At 57.9% G+C, this 21,329-nt stretch carries 13 protein-coding genes; 4 read left to right on the top strand and 9 right to left on the bottom strand.

Annotation, left to right across the window (positions count from 1 at the left end; translation table 11 throughout):
- Positions 1-39: 39 nt before the first annotated feature.
- Positions 40-1,674, bottom strand: a complete 1,635-nt coding sequence (gene mqo / locus ACLH1I_RS01370) for a malate dehydrogenase (quinone) (protein WP_064794903.1) — start codon at positions 1,672-1,674, stop codon at positions 40-42.
- A gap of 280 nt (positions 1,675-1,954) precedes the next feature.
- Between mqo and ACLH1I_RS01365 the strand changes: the two genes are divergently transcribed.
- Positions 1,955-3,193: a SulP family inorganic anion transporter gene (locus ACLH1I_RS01365; protein WP_080838101.1), complete on the top strand. Its 1,239-nt coding sequence runs from the start codon at positions 1,955-1,957 to the stop codon at positions 3,191-3,193.
- Here the strand turns inward: ACLH1I_RS01365 and mgtE are convergent.
- The 6 genes from mgtE to ompK36 form a co-directional block, all read right to left on the bottom strand.
- Positions 3,156-4,592, bottom strand: a complete 1,437-nt coding sequence (mgtE, locus tag ACLH1I_RS01360; RefSeq protein WP_004201674.1) for a magnesium transporter — start codon at positions 4,590-4,592, stop codon at positions 3,156-3,158. The genes ACLH1I_RS01365 and mgtE overlap by 38 nt on opposite strands.
- A 148-nt stretch (positions 4,593-4,740) precedes the next feature.
- On the bottom strand, positions 4,741-6,384 hold the full coding sequence (locus ACLH1I_RS01355; RefSeq protein ID WP_049116727.1) for a multidrug ABC transporter permease/ATP-binding protein: 1,644 nt from the start codon (positions 6,382-6,384) through the stop codon (positions 4,741-4,743).
- A gap of 74 nt (positions 6,385-6,458) precedes the next feature.
- The gene (alkB, locus tag ACLH1I_RS01350; protein WP_198079947.1) at positions 6,459-7,112 is read right to left on the bottom strand and encodes a DNA oxidative demethylase AlkB; all 654 of its coding nucleotides are present in this window, start codon (positions 7,110-7,112) and stop codon (positions 6,459-6,461) included.
- Complete coding sequence (ada, locus tag ACLH1I_RS01345) at positions 7,112-8,176, bottom strand: bifunctional DNA-binding transcriptional regulator/O6-methylguanine-DNA methyltransferase Ada (protein WP_017899301.1); 1,065 nt, start codon at positions 8,174-8,176, stop codon at positions 7,112-7,114. Before ada ends, alkB begins: the two co-directional genes overlap by 1 nt.
- A gap of 73 nt (positions 8,177-8,249) precedes the next feature.
- Positions 8,250-9,302, bottom strand: a complete 1,053-nt coding sequence (gene apbE / locus ACLH1I_RS01340) for an FAD:protein FMN transferase ApbE (protein ID WP_053810124.1) — start codon at positions 9,300-9,302, stop codon at positions 8,250-8,252.
- 103 nt (positions 9,303-9,405) lie between these two features.
- Positions 9,406-10,524, bottom strand: a complete 1,119-nt coding sequence (gene ompK36, locus ACLH1I_RS01335; protein ID WP_004149145.1) for a porin OmpK36 — start codon at positions 10,522-10,524, stop codon at positions 9,406-9,408.
- A 772-nt stretch (positions 10,525-11,296) separates the two neighbouring features.
- On the opposite strand from ompK36, the gene rcsD reads away from it, so the two are divergent.
- Entirely contained in the window at positions 11,297-13,954 is a 2,658-nt protein-coding gene (gene rcsD / locus ACLH1I_RS01330) for a phosphotransferase RcsD (protein ID WP_198079945.1), read from the top strand.
- A gap of 15 nt (positions 13,955-13,969) precedes the next feature.
- Positions 13,970-14,620 (top strand): response regulator transcription factor RcsB, encoded by a 651-nt coding sequence (gene rcsB / locus ACLH1I_RS01325; protein WP_004201684.1) that lies wholly within the window; start codon positions 13,970-13,972, stop codon positions 14,618-14,620.
- A 45-nt stretch (positions 14,621-14,665) separates the two neighbouring features.
- On the opposite strand, the gene rcsC is transcribed toward rcsB, so the two are convergent.
- A complete protein-coding gene (gene rcsC / locus ACLH1I_RS01320) occupies positions 14,666-17,506 on the bottom strand; it encodes a two-component system sensor histidine kinase RcsC (protein WP_198079943.1) in 2,841 nt (946 codons plus the stop codon).
- 133 nt (positions 17,507-17,639) lie between these two features.
- Positions 17,640-20,273 carry a DNA topoisomerase (ATP-hydrolyzing) subunit A gene (gene gyrA, locus ACLH1I_RS01315; RefSeq protein ID WP_198079941.1) on the bottom strand — a complete coding sequence of 878 codons (2,634 nt, stop codon included), beginning with the start codon at positions 20,271-20,273 and terminating at the stop codon, positions 17,640-17,642.
- A gap of 146 nt (positions 20,274-20,419) precedes the next feature.
- On the opposite strand from gyrA, the gene ubiG reads away from it, so the two are divergent.
- Positions 20,420-21,148: a bifunctional 2-polyprenyl-6-hydroxyphenol methylase/3-demethylubiquinol 3-O-methyltransferase UbiG gene (gene ubiG, locus ACLH1I_RS01310; protein WP_198079939.1), complete on the top strand. Its 729-nt coding sequence runs from the start codon at positions 20,420-20,422 to the stop codon at positions 21,146-21,148.
- Positions 21,149-21,329 lie beyond the last annotated feature (181 nt).

The raw sequence follows: 21,329 nt of genomic DNA, 5'->3' as shown, positions 1-21,329 counted from the left end.
AGTAATAAAACAACGGCAGCCCGCAGGCTGCCGTTTTTGTCAGAGCGCGATGTCCGCCATCGGCTTGCCGCCGCTCAGCGGCTTCAGCTCCGCCTGCGGAGCTTCATCCGCCGCCGCGGCCGGCTCATATTTCAGCTCCAGCACTTCACTGGTCCACGCCAGCGCTTTCTCAATCTCCGCCGGGTTGCCATCAAGGCGAATACCGTAGGTCGGGATGATCGCCTTCAGCCTGGCCTGCCATTCGGGCGAATTCACTTTGTCTTTAAACACTTTTTCCATCAGCTGCAGCATGATAGGCGCCGCGGTGGAGGCGCCTGGCGATGCGCCGAGCAGCGCCGCGACGGTGCCTTCGTCATCGCTGACCACTTCGGTGCCCAGGCGCAGTACCCCGCCCTTCTTCGCATCGCGCTTGATGATCTGCACGCGCTGGCCGGCCTGCCACAACCGCCAGTCCTCTTTCCGCGCTTCCGGATAGTATTCGCACAGCGCGGCCAGACGATCTTTATCTTTCTGCATCACCTGGCTAATCAGATATTTCACCAGATCAAAGTTGTCCAGGCCGACGTTGAGCATCGGCAGGATATTCGAGGTATTGGTCGAGGCCAGCAGATCCCACAGCGAACCGTTCTTCAGGAAGCGGGTCGAGAAGGTTGCGAACGGCCCGAACAGCACCACGCGTTTACCGTCGATAATACGGGTATCGATGTGCGGCACCGACATCGGCGGCGCGCCCACTTCGGCCTGGCCGTAAACCTTCGCCAGATGGTGGTTTACTACCTCCGGATTTTCGCAGACCAGGAACTGGCCGCCGACCGGGAAGCCGGCATACTCTTTGGCCTGCGGAATGCCGGTTTCCTGCAGCAGGGTCAGCGCTGCACCGCCGGCGCCAATAAAGATAAATTTGGCTTTAATGACCCGCTTCTGACGACGGTTGTCGGCATCCGCGAGGGTCACCGTCCAGGTCTTGTCGGCGTTGCGCTTGAAGCGACGCACCACGGTGCCCAGTTGCAGGGAGAAATTATCATGCTTTTGCAGGCTGGCGATCAGCTGGCGGGTGATTTCCCCATAGTTGACGTCGGTTCCCATTTCCGTACGGGTGGCGGCCACCTTTTGCAGCGGGTCGCGGCCTTCCATCACCAGCGGCGCCCAGGCTTTGATCTGCTGATGGTCTTCAGAATAACGAATGCCGCGGAACAGTTCGCTCTGCTGCAGCGCCGCATAACGTGCGCGCAGGAAGTTGACGTTATCTTCGCCCCACACAAAGCTCATGTGCGGCACGCTGTTAATGAATGATTTTGGTTTGTTCAGGACGCCGCGCGTCACCTGATGCGCCCAGAACTGACGCGAGATGTGGAAGGCTTCGTTGATGTCGACCGCTTTGTCGATATTGATGCCGTTGGCGGTCTGCGGCGTATAGTTCAGCTCCATCAGCGCCGCGTGGCCGGTACCCGCATTGTTCCATCCGTTTGAGCTCTCTTCCGCCACGCTGGACATCTGCTCAACCATGGTAATAGACCAGTCTGGCTCAAGCTCCTGCAGCCAGGTTCCCAGTGTGGCGCTCATAATGCCGCCGCCAATCAACAATACATCCGTCTCTTGCTCATGGCGGGTGTTGGTCCGAGTGCTGTTGGGACCAACCGCCTGTGAGCGTGGTACGGCCATCTTTTTATTCATCGGATTTGAGCCTTACTTTACTCGCTGTTTTATTTAGCGCAGGTGATACGATTGTCACCCCTCACGTTACCACCGAAGCTCAAAAATTTAAATATTGTTTAAATTTTAAGTTCTGTTTTGAGATCCGTTATAAAAATGTTTAATAAATGTATACACAAAATCACTTTTTGTACTGGTGCCCTGGCAGATTCCGCGCTATCATCCCTGGTTTTGTGACAGACCGCACGGAAGCAGGGCCTGACACCGCTCCTCCTTTTTTTATAATCTGCGAACTTTTTTTATGCCCCCAGTTTCAGACCCCGCCGCTTCCGGCAACCTGCGTCCAATCCTTCGTTCTCCGTCGCTGCTGACGCGCGAAGTCCTGGCCGGCGTGCTCACCGCCCTGGCGTTAATTCCTGAAGTGATTTCGTTTTCGGTTATTGCCGGCGTTGACCCGCAGGTGAGCCTGATTGCTTCCGTCGTGCTCTGTCTGGCGATGTCGCTACTCGGCGGACGCCCGGCGATGGTCACCGCCGCCGCGGGATCAGTGGCGCTGGTCATTGGCCCGATGGTGCATCAGCACGGCGTGGGTTACATTCTGCCAGCCGTCATTCTGGCGGGTATGATTCAAATTTTGTTTGGTCTGTGCGGCATGGCGCGCCTGATGCGCTTTATTCCCCCGGCGGTGATGACCGGGTTCGTCAACGCCCTCGGGATCCTGATTTTCTTCGCCCAGGTGCCGCACTTCTGGAGCCGCCAGCCGCTGATCGTCGGCCTGTTCGTCCTGACGCTGCTTATCGTTCTGTGGGCGCCGCGCTTTATTAAGACTATCCCGGCGCCGCTGATCGCCATCGTCGCGCTCACTCTCTATACCGCGACCACCGGCCAGCTGCTGCCGACCGTGGGTGATGAAGGGTCAATGAGCGGCGGCCTGCCGGGGTTCACCGCCCTGACCGTTCCCCTGAACCTGACCACCCTGCAGATAATCTGGCCGTGCGCCCTCAGCATCGCCTTTGTCGGCCTCATGGAGTCTCTGCTGACGGCTAAGCTGGTGGATGACCTGACCCATACGCCGTCGAATAAATCGCGGGAGAGCGCCGGGCTGGGGATCGCCAACATCCTCGCCGGCTGTTATGGCGGTATCGCGGGCTGCGCGATGATCGGCCAGACTATCGTTAACGTGGAAATGGGCAAAGCCCGTAGCCGTCTCTCAACGGTTATCGCCGGCCTGGTGCTGCTCCTGCTGGTGACAGCGCTCAGCCAGGTGATGGCGAAGATCCCGATGGCGGTCCTGGCCGGGGTGATGGTGATCGTGGCGGTGAAGACCTTTAGCTGGCACAGCATTCGCCCGGGCGAGCTGGCGTGCAATCCGTGGCCGGAAACGCTGGTGATGCTGGTGACCGTCGCCGCGACGGTGGGAACCAGCAATCTGGCGATTGGCGTGCTGGCGGGGATTGTCGCGATGGCGATCATCCCCCGCCGCCTGCGAGCAAAAGCGCAGGCTACATCAGAAACAGCGTCGCCAGACCCAGAAAAATAAAGAAGCCGCCGGTGTCGGTGATAGCGGTGATCATTACGCTGGAGCCGACCGCCGGGTCACGCCCCAGCTTCACCATGACCATCGGGATTATCACGCCCATCATCGCCGCCATCAGCAGGTTGAGCATCATGGCCAGCGTCATCACCCCGCCAAGCTGCGGATCGTCATACAGCCACCAGGTGATGGCCCCCATGATCCCGCCCCACACCAGGCCATTAATCAGCGCAACGCCCATTTCACGCAGGATCAGAAAGGTAAAGCTGCCAGGCTGGATCTGCTGCAGCGCCATCGCCCGAACGATCATGGTGATCGTCTGGTTGCCGGTATTGCCGCCGATCCCGGCGACGATCGGCATCAGCGAGGCCAGCGCCACCAGCTGTGAAATGGTATGTTCGAAGCCGTCGATGACCCTGGAAGCGATAAACGCCGTACACAGGTTCACCGCCAGCCACGCCCAGCGCGTTTTCACCGCTTTGCTGACCGGGGCGAAGACATCTTCTTCATCGCTCAGGCCGCCCATCCGCCGCAGATCGTTGTCGGTCTCTTCATAGACCACATCGACGATCTCATCGATGGTCAGACGGCCGATCAGTTTGCCATCGGCATCGATAACGGCGGCGCTGAGCAAGTCATCACGTTCGAAGGTGCGCGCCACCTTCTCCGCTTCTTCATGCGGCTGAAAGGTGACCGGATCGCCCTCCATCACCTCCCCCACCCGCTTCTGCGCATCGTTGAGCAGAATGGTCTGCAGCTCCAGCTCGCCGAGCAGCAGCTTATTGCGGGTGGTGACGAACAGTTTATCGGTGTTCTCCGGCATTTTCCCGAGACGCCGCAGATAGCGCTGGACCGCCGCCAGGGTGGCCTCCGGCCGCACCGTAATGACCTCAAACTCCATGATCGACCCGACGCTGTTGTCGGCGTAGCGCATAATCTGGCGAATACGGGCGCGCTTCTCAGCCGGCAGGGTCGCCAGCAACCGTCCGGTAAGATTGCGCGGCAGATGCTGCAGCAGGTAAACCTGTTCATCGATATCCAGCGGCTGCATCGCCTGCAGCAGCTCGTGGTCGCTCATCTTATCGATGAGGTCGCCCCAGACGTTTTCTGAAGCTTCCAGCAGCACTTCGCCGCGTTTATCGTCGGGCACCAGGCACCACAGCGCGGTGCGGGCGTCATAGGGGAGCGCTTCCAGCGCATCGGCGAGATCCGGCGGCGGCAGATGCGAGACCAGCATTTCCACTTCAGCCAGGTCATCGGCCAGCGTCCCTTCATCGTAACGTTCGGCCAGCGTCAGTTTGCCCAGCAGCGCGGAGGTCACCGCTTTATCGGTGCTCAAGAGCCAAATCAGACGGGCGCGCTCTTCGTCACGCAAGCGGGCGCTTTTTTTATGCAAAACGGACATCGGTCAGGCAATCCTTTTGAGAATAGTGAGCCGGCCTGCGGGCCGGAAGCCTTAAGCATAGCGCGAGGAGGGGGAAATAATAACCGTCAGCACTGTAGACGCTGAAAATTTCAGCGGCGCCCGGCTTTCCCTGGGCGCGCAGCGTGAATCAGGCCGTGCGGGCCACCGCATCGCGGGAGGCCTGCGCCCGCTCTTCGCCAGTGAGCTCGGACAGCTGCCCGGCACGCATCTCCAGCAGGCGATCGGCGTGCTGGAAGTAGTGATCGTCATGGCTGATGGCAAACACGGTTTTCCCCATCTGCTTCATCAGCGGCAGCAGGACCTGGTAGAACTCGCGGCGGAAATGCGGATCCTGATCCGCCGCCCATTCATCCAGCAGAATGATATCCCGGGACTCGGCCAGCGCCAGCAGGAGCGCCACGCGCTTCTTCTGCCCTTTCGACAGCCGCAGGTCACCGATCTTACCGTTTTCCAGCTGCAGCTTGTGGGCCATTTGCAGACGCTCCAGCCACGTTGCCACCAGCGCCGGATCGGCCTCCTCGCCCTGCGGCCCGAGCAGACGGTCGAACAACCAGACGTCAGTAAACACCGCGGAGAACAGTTTGCGGTACGCCTCCGGTTTATCCGCCGCCAGCGGCTGGCCGTCCACCAGAATCTGACCGGAAACCGGCTGATACAGGCCGGTCAGGAGCATCGCCAGGGTTGACTTGCCGCTGCCGTTGCCGCCGATCAGAAACACCAGTTCGCCGCGTTTTAGCGTCAGGTTAAGCGGCCCTACCGCAAAGCGATGGTCCGGATAATGGAAAGTGACATCGCGCAGCTCTAGCGTCTGCCAGTCAGCCTGCGGCTGCGGCCGGGGGAAATCCGCCCGGTAAGGGGCGAGCGAGAACTGGCGCAGCTTATTAAACGCCACCTGGGCGCTAAGCAGCGTGGGCAGCGCGCCGACGGCGGAGAGCAGCGGCGTGCGCAAAAACAGCAGCGTCAGGGAGTAGGTCGCCGCCACGGCGGTATCGGCCCAGCCGAGGCTGTTGGCCATCCAGAACACCAGCCCGATGGCGCCAAGCATCATAATATTCGACCAGTTGACCGCGCTGAGATGGAAGGTATCGGCGCGAACGATGTGATGCCGGTAGTCGCGGGCGTCCGGGAGATAGAGCTGATTAAACACGTACTCCGCGCGCTCCCGGTTGAGGGTCAGCTCTTTGCGCCCTTCCAGCACCGTCTGGTAGTCGTGATAGAGCTTATCTTCCGTTTCGCGCAGGCTGGCCATATGTTTGTACACCCGCGACACCAGCACAAAGCCGCCCCAGATGGTGAGCGCCATCCACAGGGCCGTCACCAGCATCATTTTTCCTGACAGCCAGGCCAGATAAGCGGCGGAGCCGAAGGTGAGAATGATCCCCTGCACCAGCTCAGGGAGGCGTACAAAGGCGATGGTAATATTGCGGATATCGCTGGTCAGCCCGGCAAGCAGCGACGCGCTGCCGATCTTCTCCACCTGTTCAATCTGGGTATCGAGGATGCGTTTCACAAACTCGCCGCGCAGGCGATAAACAAAATGGTGGCCGAGGGTGGTCAACGCCAGCTGCGAGCCCAGGGTCACCGCCATTAACAGCCCCAGCAGGCCAAGAAATTCCGGCAGCACCCGCAGCGAGGTATCGACAGTGGCGATCAGGCGCATGTTAATAAAAGCGATTAAGCCGATACCCAGCGCGGCGCTGAGCAGGCTAAGGGCAATAACGCCCAGAAACGGCCAGCGATACTGGCGCCAGACGAGAGAAAGAAGTTCCATAACAGGCTATCCGGAAAAGCAAAACAGCCAGCAGTTTAAACGGCTCGCCGGTGACATCAAGAATAATTCTTATTTTAATCGCCGGGACGGCCCGCCTGCCGAAAGGTGAGGTTATATCGACAGTCGCCGGTCTCGGGATGATGGCCCGCTTTCAGCGGCTTAACGCCATGATAAAACAGGCGCGACTCCCCGCCCCAGACCACCACATCGCCATGCTCCAGCAACAGCCGCCGCAGCGGGTCGCTGCGCTGCAACCCGCCAAACTGAAAGATGGCCGGCAGGCCCAGGGAGACCGAGACGATCGGCGCCCGTAGATCCTGTTCATCTTTATCCTGATGCAACGACAGCTTTGCGCCGGGCTGGTAGCGGTTAATCAGACAGGCGTCGGGGGAAAAGCCCGGATAGCCGCCGGCCGCGGCTGCCGCCAGCGCCAGTTCATGGAACACGGCCGGCATCGGCGGCCAGGTATGACGGGTGACCGGATCGATCGGGGCGTAGAGGTAGCCGTGGCGATCGGTGGTCCAGCCCAGCCGGCCGCAGTTGGTCATCGCCACCGACATGGTGTACCCACCCGGCGTGACCATCTGGCGAAACGGCGACTGGCGGGCGACGTCGGCAATCGCCTGCAGCAGCCCTGGGGCACGCTCGCGGGCAAAGCGGCGAAGCACCACCGCGCCGGGGGCCAGCGGCTCCTGCCACGGTGGGGTATCGCTAAACAGATCGAGCATTACTCCTCCTCTCGTTGCGCCTCGCGCGCCAGCAGCTGCGCTTTTCGCGCCGTTCCCCAGCGATAACCGGATAGCGCGCCATCTTCACGCACCACCCGATGGCAGGGAACGATCACCGCCAGTGAATTCGCCGCGCAGGCGCCGGCCACGGCTCTTACCGCCCGCGGCTGGCCAATATGCTCGGCCACCTGGCGGTAGCTGCGGGTCTCCCCCGCCGGGATCTGCCGCAGCGCCTGCCAGACCTGCAGCTGGAACGCGGTGCCCCGCAGATCCAGCGGCAGCGACACCGGCCGCCGGCTGTCGTCGAGGTGGGCGAAAATCTCCGCCATCTGACGACGAAACTCAGGGTCGCCCTGACGCAGCTCGGCGCGGGGAAAGCGCTGACGCAGATCGTCGAGCAAAGCAGCATCGTTATCACCCGGCAGCACAGCGCAGACGCCGCGTTCACTTTGCGCCACCAGGCAGCGGCCCAGCGCACAGTCGCCTGTCGTCCAGGTCACCACGGTGGCGGCGCCGCCGCGGCGAAACTGGCTGGCGGTCATCCCTAAGGCGGCATCGGCCTGGCGATAATAGCTGCTGCTGTCGGGAAAGCCGGCCGCCAGCGCGGCGCGGGTCACCGGTTTCCCCTGCTCCAGCGCCTCCCGCAGGCGTCGCGCGCGCCACGCCTGCTGCCAGGCTTTCGGGGTCATGCCGGTGACGGATTTGAATAAACGGTGGAAATGAAACGGGCTGACCGCCAGCTCGCACGCCAGCGCCTCGAGGGTCAGGGGCGCCTCCTGCTCCAGCAGCCGACAGGCCTGCGCCACCTTGTCGATCCTTTGCTGCTGCGGAGAGTCTTTATCCGGCTGGCAGCGTTTGCAGGGGCGGAATCCCGCCGCCACGGCAGCAGCGACGTCAGCAAAAAAGCGCACGTTTTCCCGCCGCGCGCGCCGTGAGCGGCAGGAGGGACGGCAGCAGACGCCGGTGGTCAGTACCGCAAAGACGAACTGACCATCGGCCCGGGTATCACGCTCGCAGACCGCCTGCCAGCGGCGGTCATCGGTATCGGCAACTATCGGTTTCATCACGGGTCTCCTGCTGTAAGTGTATCCTCAGTCTGCGGTAAAGCCCGCAGCAAAAAACCCGCAATCTTGCTTTTTAATTTTTTTCGCCGACGAGAAAGGTACGGAACTGCGGCGACATCCAGGTTTTAAAGCCCTCCCCCTCTTTGACGATCATGTAGACCGCCAGGCCCTGCTCGCGCACCACCTGCTGCGCTTTTTCCGGCCCCAGCACCATCAGCCCGGTATCCCAGCCGTCCGCCTCCAGCGCCGTTGGCGCAATGACGGTCACGGAGACCAGCTTATGGGTTATCGGCTGCCCGGTCTGCGGATCGATGACGTGCGAGATACGTTTGCCATCGAGTTCATAGTAGTTGCGATAGCTGCCGGAGGTGCTGATGCCGTGACCATTGATGTCGACAATCGCCTGAACGGCGTTTTCCCGGTCGGTCGGTTTCTGGATTGCCACCCGCCAGGGCTTGCCTTCGCCGTTCATCCCGCGGCTGACCAGCGCCCCGCCTACCGACACCAGATAGCGGGAGATCCCTTCCTGCTCCATCAAGCGCGCGAGGTGGTCGGCGGCATAGCCTTCACCCACGGTGGAGAGGTCGACAAACAGATCGGGAATATCTTTTTGCAGGAACTGCCTGCCGCTCTGATTGATAACCTGCAGATGCTGCAGGCCGGTGCGCGCTTTCGCCGCGGCGATCGCCTGCGCATCCGGAGTGGCAACCGGCTGTTTATCCGGGCCAAAGCCCCACAGATTGACCAGCGGCCCGACGGTGATATCCATCGCGCCATGCGTTTTGGCGCCAATCCGCAGCGACAGGGTCACGATGTCCGCCATCGCTTCGCTCACCGGCCAGGGCCGGGTATCCGCCGCGTGGTTGAAACGCATCAGCGCCGAGTCGTTTTTCCAGGTCGACAGCAGGCGATCGTCGGCGTCCAGCTGGGCCTGAACCTTGGCGCGCAGCGCCTGGGCCTTTGCCTCATCCACGCCGATAACGCTGACCCGCCAGAAGGTGCCCATTGTTTTACCATCCAGCACGGTGGCCGTTGATGCGGGTGTCGCGGGAGTGGTGGCTGAATCGCAGCCAGAGAAGAGTACGCAGGCGCCCAACAGCGCGGCGCGAAAGAAAGTCATATCCATTAATCGAGGCTCCTCTTACCAGGGCGACAAGAGTATACCAGCGAGGTTAAACCGGACATAAAAAAAGGCGCCGGAGGCGCCTTTTTGTTATGCAGCTTGCAACTTAGAACTGGTAAACCAGGCCCAGTGCAACCACGTCGTCGGTAGAGATACCAGCGCGACGAGTGAAATCGTTTTCGTCCAGCAGGTTGATTTTGTAGTCAACATAGGTGGACATGTTTTTGTTGAAGTAGTAGGTCGCGCCAACGTCAACATATTTCAGCAGGTCCTGGTCGCCGTAACCTTCGATGTCCTTACCTTTAGACTGCAGGTAAGCTACGGACGGACGCAGACCGAAGTCGAACTGGTACTGAGCAACCACTTCGAAGTTCTGTGCTTTGTTAGCAAAACCGCTAATAGAATCAGATTCTCCGTTGCCGCTGAAACGAGTTGCGTTGTAGGTCTGGGTGTACTGAGTCGCCAGGTAAATGTTGTTGGCGTCGTATTTCAGACCACCGGTGTAGGTTTCAGCGTTGTCGCCACGGCCTTTATCCAAACGATTCTGATCGCCGTTACGTTTGGAGTGCGAGTACGCGAAACCAGCGCTGATGCCATCATAGATGTCATAGGTCAGAGAGGTACCGAAGCCGTCACCGTTCTGTTTCAGAGCGCCACGACCGTTGTTGGTCGGAGAAGTACCTTCACCGCTGACGCTGCCGTTTTTACCCTGATACTGCAGAGCAAAGTTCAGGCCGTCAACCAGACCGAAGAAGTCAGAGTTACGATAGGTTGCAACGCCGTTAGCACGGGACTGCAGGAAGTTGTCAGAACCGTAGGTGTCGCCGCCGAATTCCGGCAGAACGTCGGTCCAGGACGTTACGTCGTATACTACGCCGTAGTTACGACCGTAGTCGAAAGAGCCCGCGTCGCCAAATTTCAGACCGGCGAATGCCAGACGAGTCCATGCCTGATCGCTGGAGCTTTCAGTGTTGTTCGCCTGAACGTTGTATTCCCACTGGCCGTAACCGGTCAGCTGGTCGTTGATCTGAGTTTCGCCTTTCACGCCTACACGCATGTAGGTCTGGTCGCCGTCGACGCTCTTGTCGTCAGAGAAGTAGTGCAGACCGTCAATTTTACCGTACAGGTCTAATTTGTTGCCGTCTTTGTTATAAATTTCAGCCGCATTTGCTGCGCCTGCTACCAGCAGAGCCGGTACCAGGAGGGACAGTACTTTAACTTTCATGTTATTAACCCTCTGTTTGTTATATGCCTTTTATTATGCCACTGCTTACTGATTACCCTTCTAATCAGTCGGCTATTTCATTGTGCTGCAAAATGCAGAATAATCCAACAAGAATATGATACTAAAACTTCTAAGATGTTTCAAAGTTCCCACAAGATGTTTCAATTTGTAAATATGGCGGAACTTTTTTTTACCCCAAAATGGCCAGGGAAATACGCACTAATAATCAAAAAAATTATTTAGCCATTTAAAATCAACACGATATACAAAACTAAGCCTATAGCACTGAATGGTAAAACAAAATGATCATCGGTGACTAAAATAACAGTCGCTATCATCATTAACTTTATTTATTACCGTCATTCAGTTCTGAATGTCTGTTTACCCCTATTTCAACCGGATGCCTCGCATCCGGTTTTTTTTACCCTTCTTTACACAACTTTAATTTATCTGTGCTACAGCCAATGATTCCCTAACGACTATTAATCAATCAATTAGGCCGTCTTTTGCGCTTATTCTGCCAATGTCTTGTTATTTCGTGCGATTCCTGGCTTTTGTTTCTGTCAATATCGTCACTGGTCAGTCTTGCGGACGCGGTTTCATTTACGCTTCGTTTCTAAGATAATTCCTGGGCGGTATCGCGCCGCTGGCACCAATCTGTAGTATGGATTTACGCCATTAGCCTTTATACTGCCTGCAGCATCTGCTTTGTTGCCAGTTACTCTGGCGCTACATCCTGTTTACAAACAATGATGAGTCGTTCAGCCACAAGATGACCCCGAAAAAATTCTCTCTGATCCCCGGCAACATCAGCCGCTTCTTCATTTTGATGGTTATTGTCCTGCTGGCGACGATGGGGGTGATGATTCAAAGCGCCGTCAATGCCTGGCTGAAAGAGAAGAGCTATCAGGTAGTTGATGTCTCCCATGCCCTGCACCAACGCATTGATACCTGGCGCTATGCCACCTGGCAGATCTACGACAATATCGCCGCCACCTCCGCCAACACCGCCAGCGGCGGTCTGCAGGAGACGCGTTTAAAGCAGGACGTGTACTATCTGGAGAAGCCCCGGCGTAAAACCGAAGCCCTGATCTTTGGCTCCCACGACAGTTCGACCCTCGAGATGACGCAGAAAATGTCCGATTATCTGGATATTTTGTGGGGCGCGGAGACCATTCCGTGGTCGATGTACTATCTCAATGGGCTGGACAATAGCCTGCTCCTTATCTCCACCCTGCCGTTGAAGGACCTCTCCTCAAGCTTTAAAGAGTCAACGATCAGCAGCGTGGTGGAATCCCGGCGCGCGGAAATGCTGCTGCAGGCCAATACCCTTGATGAGCGCGAGACCTTCTCGCCGCTGCGCCATCTTGCCTGGCAGAACGCGCACTACTTTACGTTACGTACTACCTTCAATCAGCCAGGACACCTGGCAACGGTAGTCGCCTTCGACCTGCCGATTAACGATCTGATCCCGCCGGGCATGGCGCTGGATAGCTTTCGTATCGAGCCTGATCCCACGCAAAATGTGGCCGCCAGCCCCGAGAAAGAGGCTAGCGATCATATCGGGATCACCTTCAACGGCATGCAGATTGACATCGCCACCGACATCAGCACCACCGGTATGCAGTTAGTGTGGACGGTACCGATGAGCACCATGCTGCTGGAATCCCTGCAAAACATTCTTCTGCCGCTGCTGCTTAACATTGGCCTGCTGGCGCTGGCGCTGTTCGGTTTCACGACCTTCCGGAATTATAAAGGTCGCAGCAGCACCTCGGGCGCCGGGCTCCCCTCCGCCGCCAATAGCGAACTGCGTTTACTGCGCGCCCTTAATGAAGAAATTGTTTCTTTGCTGCCGCTGGGACTGCTGGTCCACGATCAGGAAGCCAACCGAACGGTGATCAGCAACCCGATTGCCGACCATCTGCTTCCGCACCTGAATCTGCAGAACATCACTAACATGGCGGACCAGCATCAGGGGATGATCCAGGCCACCGTCAACAACGAACAGTATGAGATCCGCCAGTATCGCAGCCAGGTTGCGCCGCGCACGCAGATCCTGATTATCCGAGACCAGGACCGCGAAGTGCTGGTCAATAAAAAGCTCAAACAGGCCCAGCGCTTGTATGAGAAAAACCAGCAGGGCCGGACGACCTTTATGCGGCATATCGGCAGCGCCCTGAAGCAGCCAGCCCTTAACCTGGCGGCTGAGGCAGCGGCGCTCGACGGCGCGGAGAGCCGGATGCTGGCGCAGCATGCCGATGAGCTGGTCAAACTGATCGATGATATTCAGCTCGCCAACCTGCTGGAAAGCGATGCCTGGAAAACCAGCCAGTCGCTGTTCTCGGTGCAGGAGCTGATCGACGACGTCGTACCGGAGGTGCTGCCGGCGATGAAGCGCAAGGGGCTGCAGTTGCTTATCAATAACGCGCTGCCTGCCGGCGAGCAACGCTATGGCGACCGTGAAGCCCTGCGGCGCACGCTGGTACTGCTGATCCAGTATTCCATCACCACCACGCCTATCGGCAAGATCACCCTCGACGTCTGCCAGGAAGAGTCGGCCAGCGATCGCCTGACCTTCCGCATACTGGATACTGGCAACGGGGTCTCGGCAAACGAGATCGACAATATGCACTTCCCGTATCTCAATGAGACTCAGAGCGATCTGTACGGCAAAGCGAACGCCCTTACCTTCTGGTTATGTGACCGCATGACGCGCAAGCTGGGCGGGCAGTTGACCATCAAAGCGCGGGAGTCGCTGGGGACTCGCTATAGCCTGCATCTGAAAATGCCGGCCAGCGAAGAGGCGCCAGAGGCGGGAGAACATCTGCTGGATGACGTTATCGTCCTGCTGGATGTGACCTCCAGCGAAGTACGGCGGATTGTCACCCGCCAGCTGGAGAGCTGGGGGGCGTCCTGCATCACGCCGGACGATCGAGCGACAAGTCAAGCGTTCGATCTGTATTTAACGGATAATCCGTCTAATCTTACTGCTTCGAGCTTGCTTTTAAGCGATGATGAGGTTGGGATACGCAAAATCGGCCCGGGCCAACTGCGGGTCAACTTTAATATTAGCACGGCGATGCAGGAGGCTATCCTGCAGCTTATTGAGCAGCAGCTGGCGGAGGAGGCGGTTCAACCCGCCACCTCAGGAAACGAGAGTAACGCCGAACTCCATGCCAGCGGCTATTACGCACTGTTTGCCGATACGGTACCGGATGATGTTCAGAGATTGTATACTGAAAACGAAGCGGGTGATTTTGCTGCTCTGGCGCAAACCGCCCACCGCCTCAAAGGGGCATTTGCTATGCTTAATCTGATACCCGGCAAGCAGTTATGTGAAACGCTTGAGCATCTGATTCGCGAAAAGGATGCGCAAGGCATAGAAAAATATATCAGCGACATTGACGCTTACGTCAAGAGTTTGCTGTAGAAGGTAGCCTTATACATGAACACTATGAACGTAATTATTGCCGATGACCATCCGATCGTACTGTTCGGTATTCGTAAGTCACTTGAGCAAATTGAGTGGGTGAACGTCGTTGGCGAGTTTGAAGACTCCACGGCCCTTATCAACAATCTTCCGAAGCTGGACGCCCATGTGCTGATCACCGATCTGTCCATGCCCGGTGATAAATACGGCGACGGGATCACGCTGATCAAATACATCAAGCGCCACTTCCCGGATCTGTCGATCATTGTTCTGACCATGAACAATAACCCGGCAATCCTCAGCGCGGTGCTGGATCTGGATATCGAAGGGATCGTCCTCAAGCAGGGGGCGCCGACCGATCTGCCTAAAGCGCTGGCCGCGCTGCAGAAAGGGAAGAAATTCACCCCGGAAAGCGTCTCTCGTCTGCTGGAAAAAATCAGCGCCAGCGGCTATGGCGATAAACGTCTGTCGCCGAAAGAGAGCGAAGTGCTGCGTCTGTTCGCCGAAGGCTTCCTGGTGACCGAGATCGCCAAAAAGCTGAACCGCAGCATCAAAACCATCAGTAGCCAGAAAAAGTCGGCGATGATGAAGCTGGGCGTCGAAAACGACATCGCCCTGCTGAACTACCTCTCCTCCGTCTCGCTGAGCTCGACGGACAAAGAGTAATCCCGACGCGCTCTCCGTCTCGCCCCGGCGAGACGGAGCTCCCCATTATTCCCGCCCTTTACGTACCCGCGCCGCATATACCGTCAGCGTTTGCTTCAGCACGTCAAGCGTCACCGGCTTGGACAGACAGCTGTCCATCCCCGATTCCAGACAGCGCTGCTTCTCTTCCGCCAGGGCATTGGCCGTTACGCCAATCACTGGCAGCATCAGGCCAAGCTGACGAATACGCTGCGTCAGACGATAACCATCCATATTAGGCATGTTGACGTCGCTGAGCACAATATCGATGTGCTGCTTGCTGAGGACGTTGAGCGCGTCGACCCCGTCGTTGGCGGTCACGCACTGGTAGCCGAGCGATCCCAGCTGATCCGCCAGCAGGCGGCGGTTGATCGGATGATCGTCGACCACGAGAATCATCATGTCGTCGTTATTGCCGACCTGCGCCTCAGGCGCCATCAGCGCCCGGCTATTCTCCACACTGGCCAGCGCGACGTGGAAAATACGTCCCAACAGCGGCAGCAGTTCATGCGGCGTCGTCACGCTATGCAGCCACTCGCCGGCGGCCCGCTCCTGCGGAATACCGATATGACGACGGCAGAAGATGACCATCGCCCTTCCCTGCCAGCCGCTCAGCGCTTCATCGTCAGTGAGTAAGACATCCTCGGCGTCCGGGGTTTCTCCGGCATGGCGGCGTACCGTCAGGCCGTGATAGCTGAGCAGCGAGGTGACGAACATCGCCAACGAGGTGTTGTGGATGGCCAGCCAGCAGGTCTTGCCAGCGAAACCGTCCGCCGTCACCTGCGGCGTGTTCTGCACGCCATACAGCGGGATGCGGATGGTAAAGCGGCTGCCCATTCCCGGCTCCGTTTCCACGGCGATATCGCCATCCATCATGCTGATCAGTTTTTCGCAGATCGCCAGGCCAAGGCCGGTGCCCTGGAAGTTGCGCTGCACGCCGGTCCCCACCTGGAAGAAAGGGTCGAAGAGGCGCAATACCTCTTTCGCCGGGATCCCCTCCCCGGTGTCGCGGACGCTAATCTGCAGATAATCTCCTGCGCACTGAACGTGCAGGATAATGCAGCCGGTGTCGGTGAACTTGATCGCATTGCTCAGCAGGTTTGAGATCACCTGCTGCAGACGCATCGGGTCGCCGGACATCTGTTCCGGAACGTCCGGTTCGATAAAGCAGTACAGACCCAGCTGCTTGCGCACCACCAGCGGCAGATAGTTGGCGGAGATATGGTTCATGACCTCGCGCGGGGAAAATTCCCGCGGCTCGATCTTCAACTGCTCGGACTCGATTTTGGAGAAATCGAGAATATCGCTGATGATTTTCAGCAGCAGGCTCGAGGAGTTGTTCATCGCCGTCACCAGGCGATCGACGCCTTTCGGCAAGGCTTTAGTCTGCAGCAGATCGAGGTTACCAATGATGCCATACAGCGGGGTACGCAGCTCATGGCTGACGGTGGCAAGGAACATCGATTTCGACTGGCTGGCCTGCTCCGCCGCCTGGGCCATCTCCTGCAGCGACTCCTCCATCTTCACGCGGGCGGAAACGTCCACCAGCACGCAAATCGCCACGTTTTCATTGCGATAGCGCGAGTGGACAAAGCTAATCTGCAGGTTGGTATGGTTGCTGGTCAGCACATCGACAAAGTTGACCTGCTGGCCGCAGATAATCTGCGTCAGCCGCTGGCGGTCCTCGTGGGTCAGCATGTTCAGATAGTTGTGCGCCAGCTCGTTACTGAGAATGTTGGTCCCGTCGAGGGTGCGCAGAATACAGATCCCCACCGGGGCGGAGGCCACGATTTTGCGGTTGAACTGCTCATGCTCTTCCAGCCGTTGAGCGTCATTTTCCGCCGGGATAAAAATGCGCCGCTCATACATCCGCGCCAGCGCAAACAGCATCGCGCCGCTGAGGATATTGAGAACGATGGCGTTGATGATCAGCATGCGGATCCGCTCCAGCACCTGGTCTACCGAGACGGAATAGACGATGCTCAGGGAGGACGGCGCGAGGCTTTTCTTCAGCACCAGCTCGCGGAAACCCGTGCTGTAGCCAAACCACATTCGCTCCTGCATCCACTTCGCTTCGCTCTGGACTTTGCCTTCCGCGCCGGCCAGCGAGATCAGCGGCTGGCCGTTATCGTCGAAGATCGTCACGCTCATCGGCAGGCTGCCCGGCGTAAAGAAGCTTTCCATGCGGATGGTCTGCTCCACGCCGAGCATCGCCTGCAGGCGATTGGCCATATAGATCGGCGTCAGGGCGTAAAAGTAGCCCACCCCGGGGCGCACGCCCTGACTTATCCAGAACAGGTTGTTGCCGCGCTCGTTTTGCGGCGCATTGCGGTATTGCTCAATGCGTTGATGCAGGACTTTCAGCGCCTGATCGCGCTCAATCGGCACGTCCCTCAGGCCAAAGTTGGCCATACAGAGATTATCGCTGCCGATAAGAAAGATGCGGTTAAGGTCGTAGGCGGCGGTAAAATTATCCCGCCAGTAGCGCATAAACCACGCCAGCGATTGGAGCGAATTACGCCATGCACTACTCATTGCGCTGCAGTCGGAGTCAGGATACAGGGGTTCAAAGCTGGGGATCGCAATATCGCCGCTTTGCCCTTGCGCTACCGCATCCCCTGCCGACAGCCGGTTACCGGCGACATACTTGAGCTCTTTAATCACGTCCGCCGTACGCTGAATGTAGCGCTGGGCCTGATCGGCATTGAGATTGAGCTCCTGATGGATCTCGGCTTCCCGCTCGTGTAGCGCGTTGACGATATAAAACACAGAGACAAACGCAATCAGCAGCCACAGCAATACCGCCAGCGCTCTGAACAGATAACGTGAAACCTTCAGGGTTGTGTGGAAAGAGGCAAGATATTTCAATGTGGCGATGCTCGGCCGTCAGGGACTCAACAGAATGGGGTTAAAGTAGCGGTAAACCGGCTTTGCCGCAATGTTAATGCAAAAAGGGCCGGGAGAATACCCGGCCCCCTTTCAGAACATTTACCTGGGACGATTACTCTTCGTCTTCGGCGATGTCGTCATCGGTATCTGCTTCCGGGGCGATATCATCATCGCCTTCCGCCGCGCTACCGTCGATGGCGTCCAGCTCTTCATCGTCTACCGGCTCAGCGACGCGCTGCAGACCCACCACGTTTTCATCTTCCGCGGTGCGGATGAGGATCACGCCCTGGGTGTTACGGCCCACGATGCTCACTTCGGAAACGCGGGTACGCACCAGCGTCCCGGCGTCGGTGATCATCATGATCTGATCGCAATCATCCACCTGTACGGCGCCGACCACGGAACCGTTACGCTCGGTGACTTTGATCGAGATAACGCCCTGGGTAGCACGCGACTTGGTCGGATACTCAGCCGCGGCGGTACGTTTACCGTAACCGTTTTGCGTCACCGTCAGGATCGCGCCTTCGCCGCGCGGAATAATCAGCGAGACGACGCTGTCGTTTTCCGCCAGCTTAATGCCGCGTACGCCGGTGGCGGTACGGCCCATGGCGCGAACGGCATCTTCTTTGAAGCGCACGACCTTGCCGGCCGCGGAGAACAGCATCACTTCGTCCTGACCAGAGGTCAGATCGACGCCGATCAGCTCATCGCCTTCGTTCAGGTTCACCGCGATGATGCCAGCGGAACGCGGACGGCTGAACTCGGTCAGCGCGGTTTTCTTCACGGTACCGCTGGCGGTGGCCATAAAGACGTTAACGCCCTCTTCGTACTCGCGGACCGGCAGGATAGCGGTGATACGCTCATCGGCTTCCAGCGGCAGCAGGTTGACGATCGGACGACCGCGCGCGCCGCGGCTGGCTTCCGGCAGCTGATAGACCTTCATCCAGTACAGACGACCGCGGCTTGAGAAGCAGAGGATAGTGTCATGGGTGTTGGCCACCAGCAGGCGGTCAATGAAGTCTTCTTCTTTAATGCGCGCTGCCGATTTGCCTTTACCGCCACGACGCTGTGCTTCGTAGTCGGTCAACGGCTGATACTTCACATAGCCCTGATGCGACAGGGTGACCACCACGTCTTCCTGGTTGATCAGATCTTCGATGTTGATATCAGCGCTGTTGGCGGTGATTTCGGTACGACGTTCGTCGCCGAACTGGTCGCGGATCAGCTCCAGCTCTTCGCGAATCACTTCCATCAGACGGTCGGCGCTGCCGAGGATGTGCAGCAGTTCCGCGATCTGTTCCAGCAGCTCTTTATATTCGTCGAGCAGTTTTTCATGCTCAAGGCCGGTCAATTTCTGCAGACGCAGATCCAGAATCGCCTGAGCCTGCTGCTCGGTCAGGTAGTATTTACCCTCGCGCACGCCGAACTCTGGCTCCAGCCATTCCGGACGCGCGGCGTCATCACCGGCACGTTCCAGCATCGCCGCGACATTACCGAGATCCCACGCCTGGGCAACCAGCGCCGCTTTCGCTTCAGCCGGGGTCGGCGCGCGACGGATCAGTTCGATAATCGGGTCGATGTTGGCCAGCGCCACGGCCAGCGCTTCGAGGATATGCGCCCGGTCGCGCGCTTTGCGCAGTTCGAAAATCGTACGACGGGTCACCACTTCGCGGCGGTGGCGCACGAAGGCGGCGATGATGTCTTTCAGGTTCATGATCTTCGGCTGGCCATGGTGCAGCGCAACCATGTTGATACCGAAGGAGACCTGCAGCTGGGTCTGGGAATAGAGGTTGTTGAGCACCACTTCCCCTACCGCATCGCGCTTCACTTCAATCACGATGCGCATCCCGTCTTTATCAGACTCATCACGCAGCGCGCTGATGCCTTCCACGCGTTTTTCTTTTACCAGCTCGGCGATTTTCTCAATCAGGCGCGCTTTGTTCACCTGATAAGGAATTTCATGCACGATGATGGTTTCGCGGCCGGATTTGGCGTCCACTTCCACTTCCGCGCGCGCGCGGATGTAGACTTTACCGCGACCGGTGCGGTAGGCCTCTTCAATGCCGCGACGGCCGTTGATAATGGCGGCGGTCGGGAAATCAGGGCCAGGAATATGCGCCATCAGCCCTTCAATGCTGATGTCTTCGTCGTCGACATAGGCCAGACAGCCGTTGATCACTTCCGTCAGGTTATGCGGCGGTATGTTGGTGGCCATCCCGACGGCGATCCCGGAGGCGCCGTTTACCAGCAGGTTAGGAATTTTGGTCGGCATGACGTCCGGAATACGCTCCGTACCGTCATAGTTGTCAACGAAATCGACCGTCTCTTTGTCAAGATCGGCCATCAGCTCATGAGCGATTTTCGCCAGACGAATTTCGGTATAACGCATCGCCGCGGCGGAGTCGCCGTCGATGGAACCAAAGTTACCCTGGCCGTCCACCAGCATGTAACGCAGCGAGAACGGCTGCGCCATACGGACGATGGTGTCGTATACCGCGGAGTCGCCGTGCGGGTGGTATTTACCGATTACGTCACCAACGACACGGGCTGATTTTTTATAGGCTTTGTTCCAGTCATTGCCCAATACGTTCATGGCGTAAAGTACGCGACGGTGTACCGGCTTCAGGCCATCTCGGACATCCGGCAGCGCACGGCCAACAATGACCGACATCGCATAATCCAGATAAGAGTTCTTAAGCTCTTCCTCAATGTTGACCGGTGTAATTTCTCTCGCAAGGTCGCTCATCTAACCGCTATCCCTCTACTGTATCCCGGATTCAAAGGTCGCAAATTATAACACAGCCGCGCTAAGAGAGGTAAAGCAATACGGTTTATTCATGGCGCGCTGCTGATATACTCCCAGGTCTGAACAGAAAAGGAGTAAAAGCGCCCATGAATGCCGAAAAAACGTCGGTAGCCCCTAACGTCGATCATGCTGAAATCGCCAAATTCGAAGCCGTCGCCTCGCGCTGGTGGGATCTGGAGGGCGAGTTCAAACCGCTCCACCGCATTAATCCCCTGCGGCTGGGCTATATCGCCGAACGCTCAGGCGGCCTGTTCGGTAAAAAAGTCCTCGATGTCGGCTGCGGCGGCGGCATCCTCGCCGAGAGTATGGCGCGCGAAGGCGCGACGGTCACCGGACTGGACATGGGTGCAGAGCCGCTGCAGGTGGCGAAACTGCACGCCCTGGAGAGCGGTATTCAGGTGGAATATGTTCAGGAAACGGTTGAGGAACATGCCGCGAAGCACGCGCAGCAATACGATGTCGTCACCTGCATGGAGATGCTGGAGCACGTCCCTGATCCACAGTCGGTAGTCCACGCCTGCGCGCGGCTGGTGAAGCCTGGCGGTCAGGTCTTCTTCTCCACCATCAACCGCAACGGTAAAGCGTGGCTGATGGCGGTGGTCGGCGCGGAATATGTCATGAAGATGGTGCCCAAAGGCACCCATGATGTGAAAAAGTTTATCAAGCCGGCCGAACTGCTGGGCTGGGTAGATCAGACTACTCTGAAAGAGCAGCATATCATCGGTCTGCATTACAATCCGTTGACCAACACCTTCAAGTTGGCGCCGGGGGTTGATGTTAACTATATGTTGCATAGCAGCGCCAAAAAAGCGTGACGTCAGCAGCTGCGCTTATGATGATTGCGCGGCATCAAGCCGCGTGATTATTTCTTCCGATGAAGAAATCAGCACTCGATCAAATTTTCATTTTTTTTTCTGTTTTATTGACTTCTTCTCCAGGCCTTATGCGACGTGGACTTGCGGATTATTACCCTTCCGCAACCTCAATTTAACGTCA

Source organism: Klebsiella sp. 1SOBk10mer, from assembly GCF_046602535.1.
Taxonomy (GTDB): Bacteria; Pseudomonadota; Gammaproteobacteria; order Enterobacterales; family Enterobacteriaceae; genus Klebsiella; species Klebsiella quasipneumoniae.
Note: the sequence above shows the minus strand (reverse complement) of the source record. Positions and strands in the feature narration are given on the sequence as shown.

What these genes read in the sequence shown, in the direction of transcription:
- mgtE (WP_004201674.1), bottom strand. Translation starts at nt 4,592, where the DNA reads ATGTCCGTTTTGCATAAAAAAAGCGCCCGCTTGCGTGACGAAGAGCGC.
- rcsD (WP_198079945.1), top strand. Translation starts at nt 11,297, where the DNA reads ATGACCCCGAAAAAATTCTCTCTGATCCCCGGCAACATCAGCCGCTTC.
- ompK36 (WP_004149145.1), bottom strand. Translation starts at nt 10,524, where the DNA reads ATGAAAGTTAAAGTACTGTCCCTCCTGGTACCGGCTCTGCTGGTAGCA.
- mqo (WP_064794903.1), bottom strand. Translation starts at nt 1,674, where the DNA reads ATGAATAAAAAGATGGCCGTACCACGCTCACAGGCGGTTGGTCCCAAC.
- alkB (WP_198079947.1), bottom strand. Translation starts at nt 7,112, where the DNA reads ATGCTCGATCTGTTTAGCGATACCCCACCGTGGCAGGAGCCGCTGGCC.
- ubiG (WP_198079939.1), top strand. Translation starts at nt 20,420, where the DNA reads ATGAATGCCGAAAAAACGTCGGTAGCCCCTAACGTCGATCATGCTGAA.
- ACLH1I_RS01355 (WP_049116727.1), bottom strand. Translation starts at nt 6,384, where the DNA reads ATGGAACTTCTTTCTCTCGTCTGGCGCCAGTATCGCTGGCCGTTTCTG.
- ada (WP_017899301.1), bottom strand. Translation starts at nt 8,176, where the DNA reads ATGAAACCGATAGTTGCCGATACCGATGACCGCCGCTGGCAGGCGGTC.
- gyrA (WP_198079941.1), bottom strand. Translation starts at nt 20,273, where the DNA reads ATGAGCGACCTTGCGAGAGAAATTACACCGGTCAACATTGAGGAAGAG.
- rcsB (WP_004201684.1), top strand. Translation starts at nt 13,970, where the DNA reads ATGAACACTATGAACGTAATTATTGCCGATGACCATCCGATCGTACTG.
- ACLH1I_RS01365 (WP_080838101.1), top strand. Translation starts at nt 1,955, where the DNA reads ATGCCCCCAGTTTCAGACCCCGCCGCTTCCGGCAACCTGCGTCCAATC.
- apbE (WP_053810124.1), bottom strand. Translation starts at nt 9,302, where the DNA reads ATGGATATGACTTTCTTTCGCGCCGCGCTGTTGGGCGCCTGCGTACTC.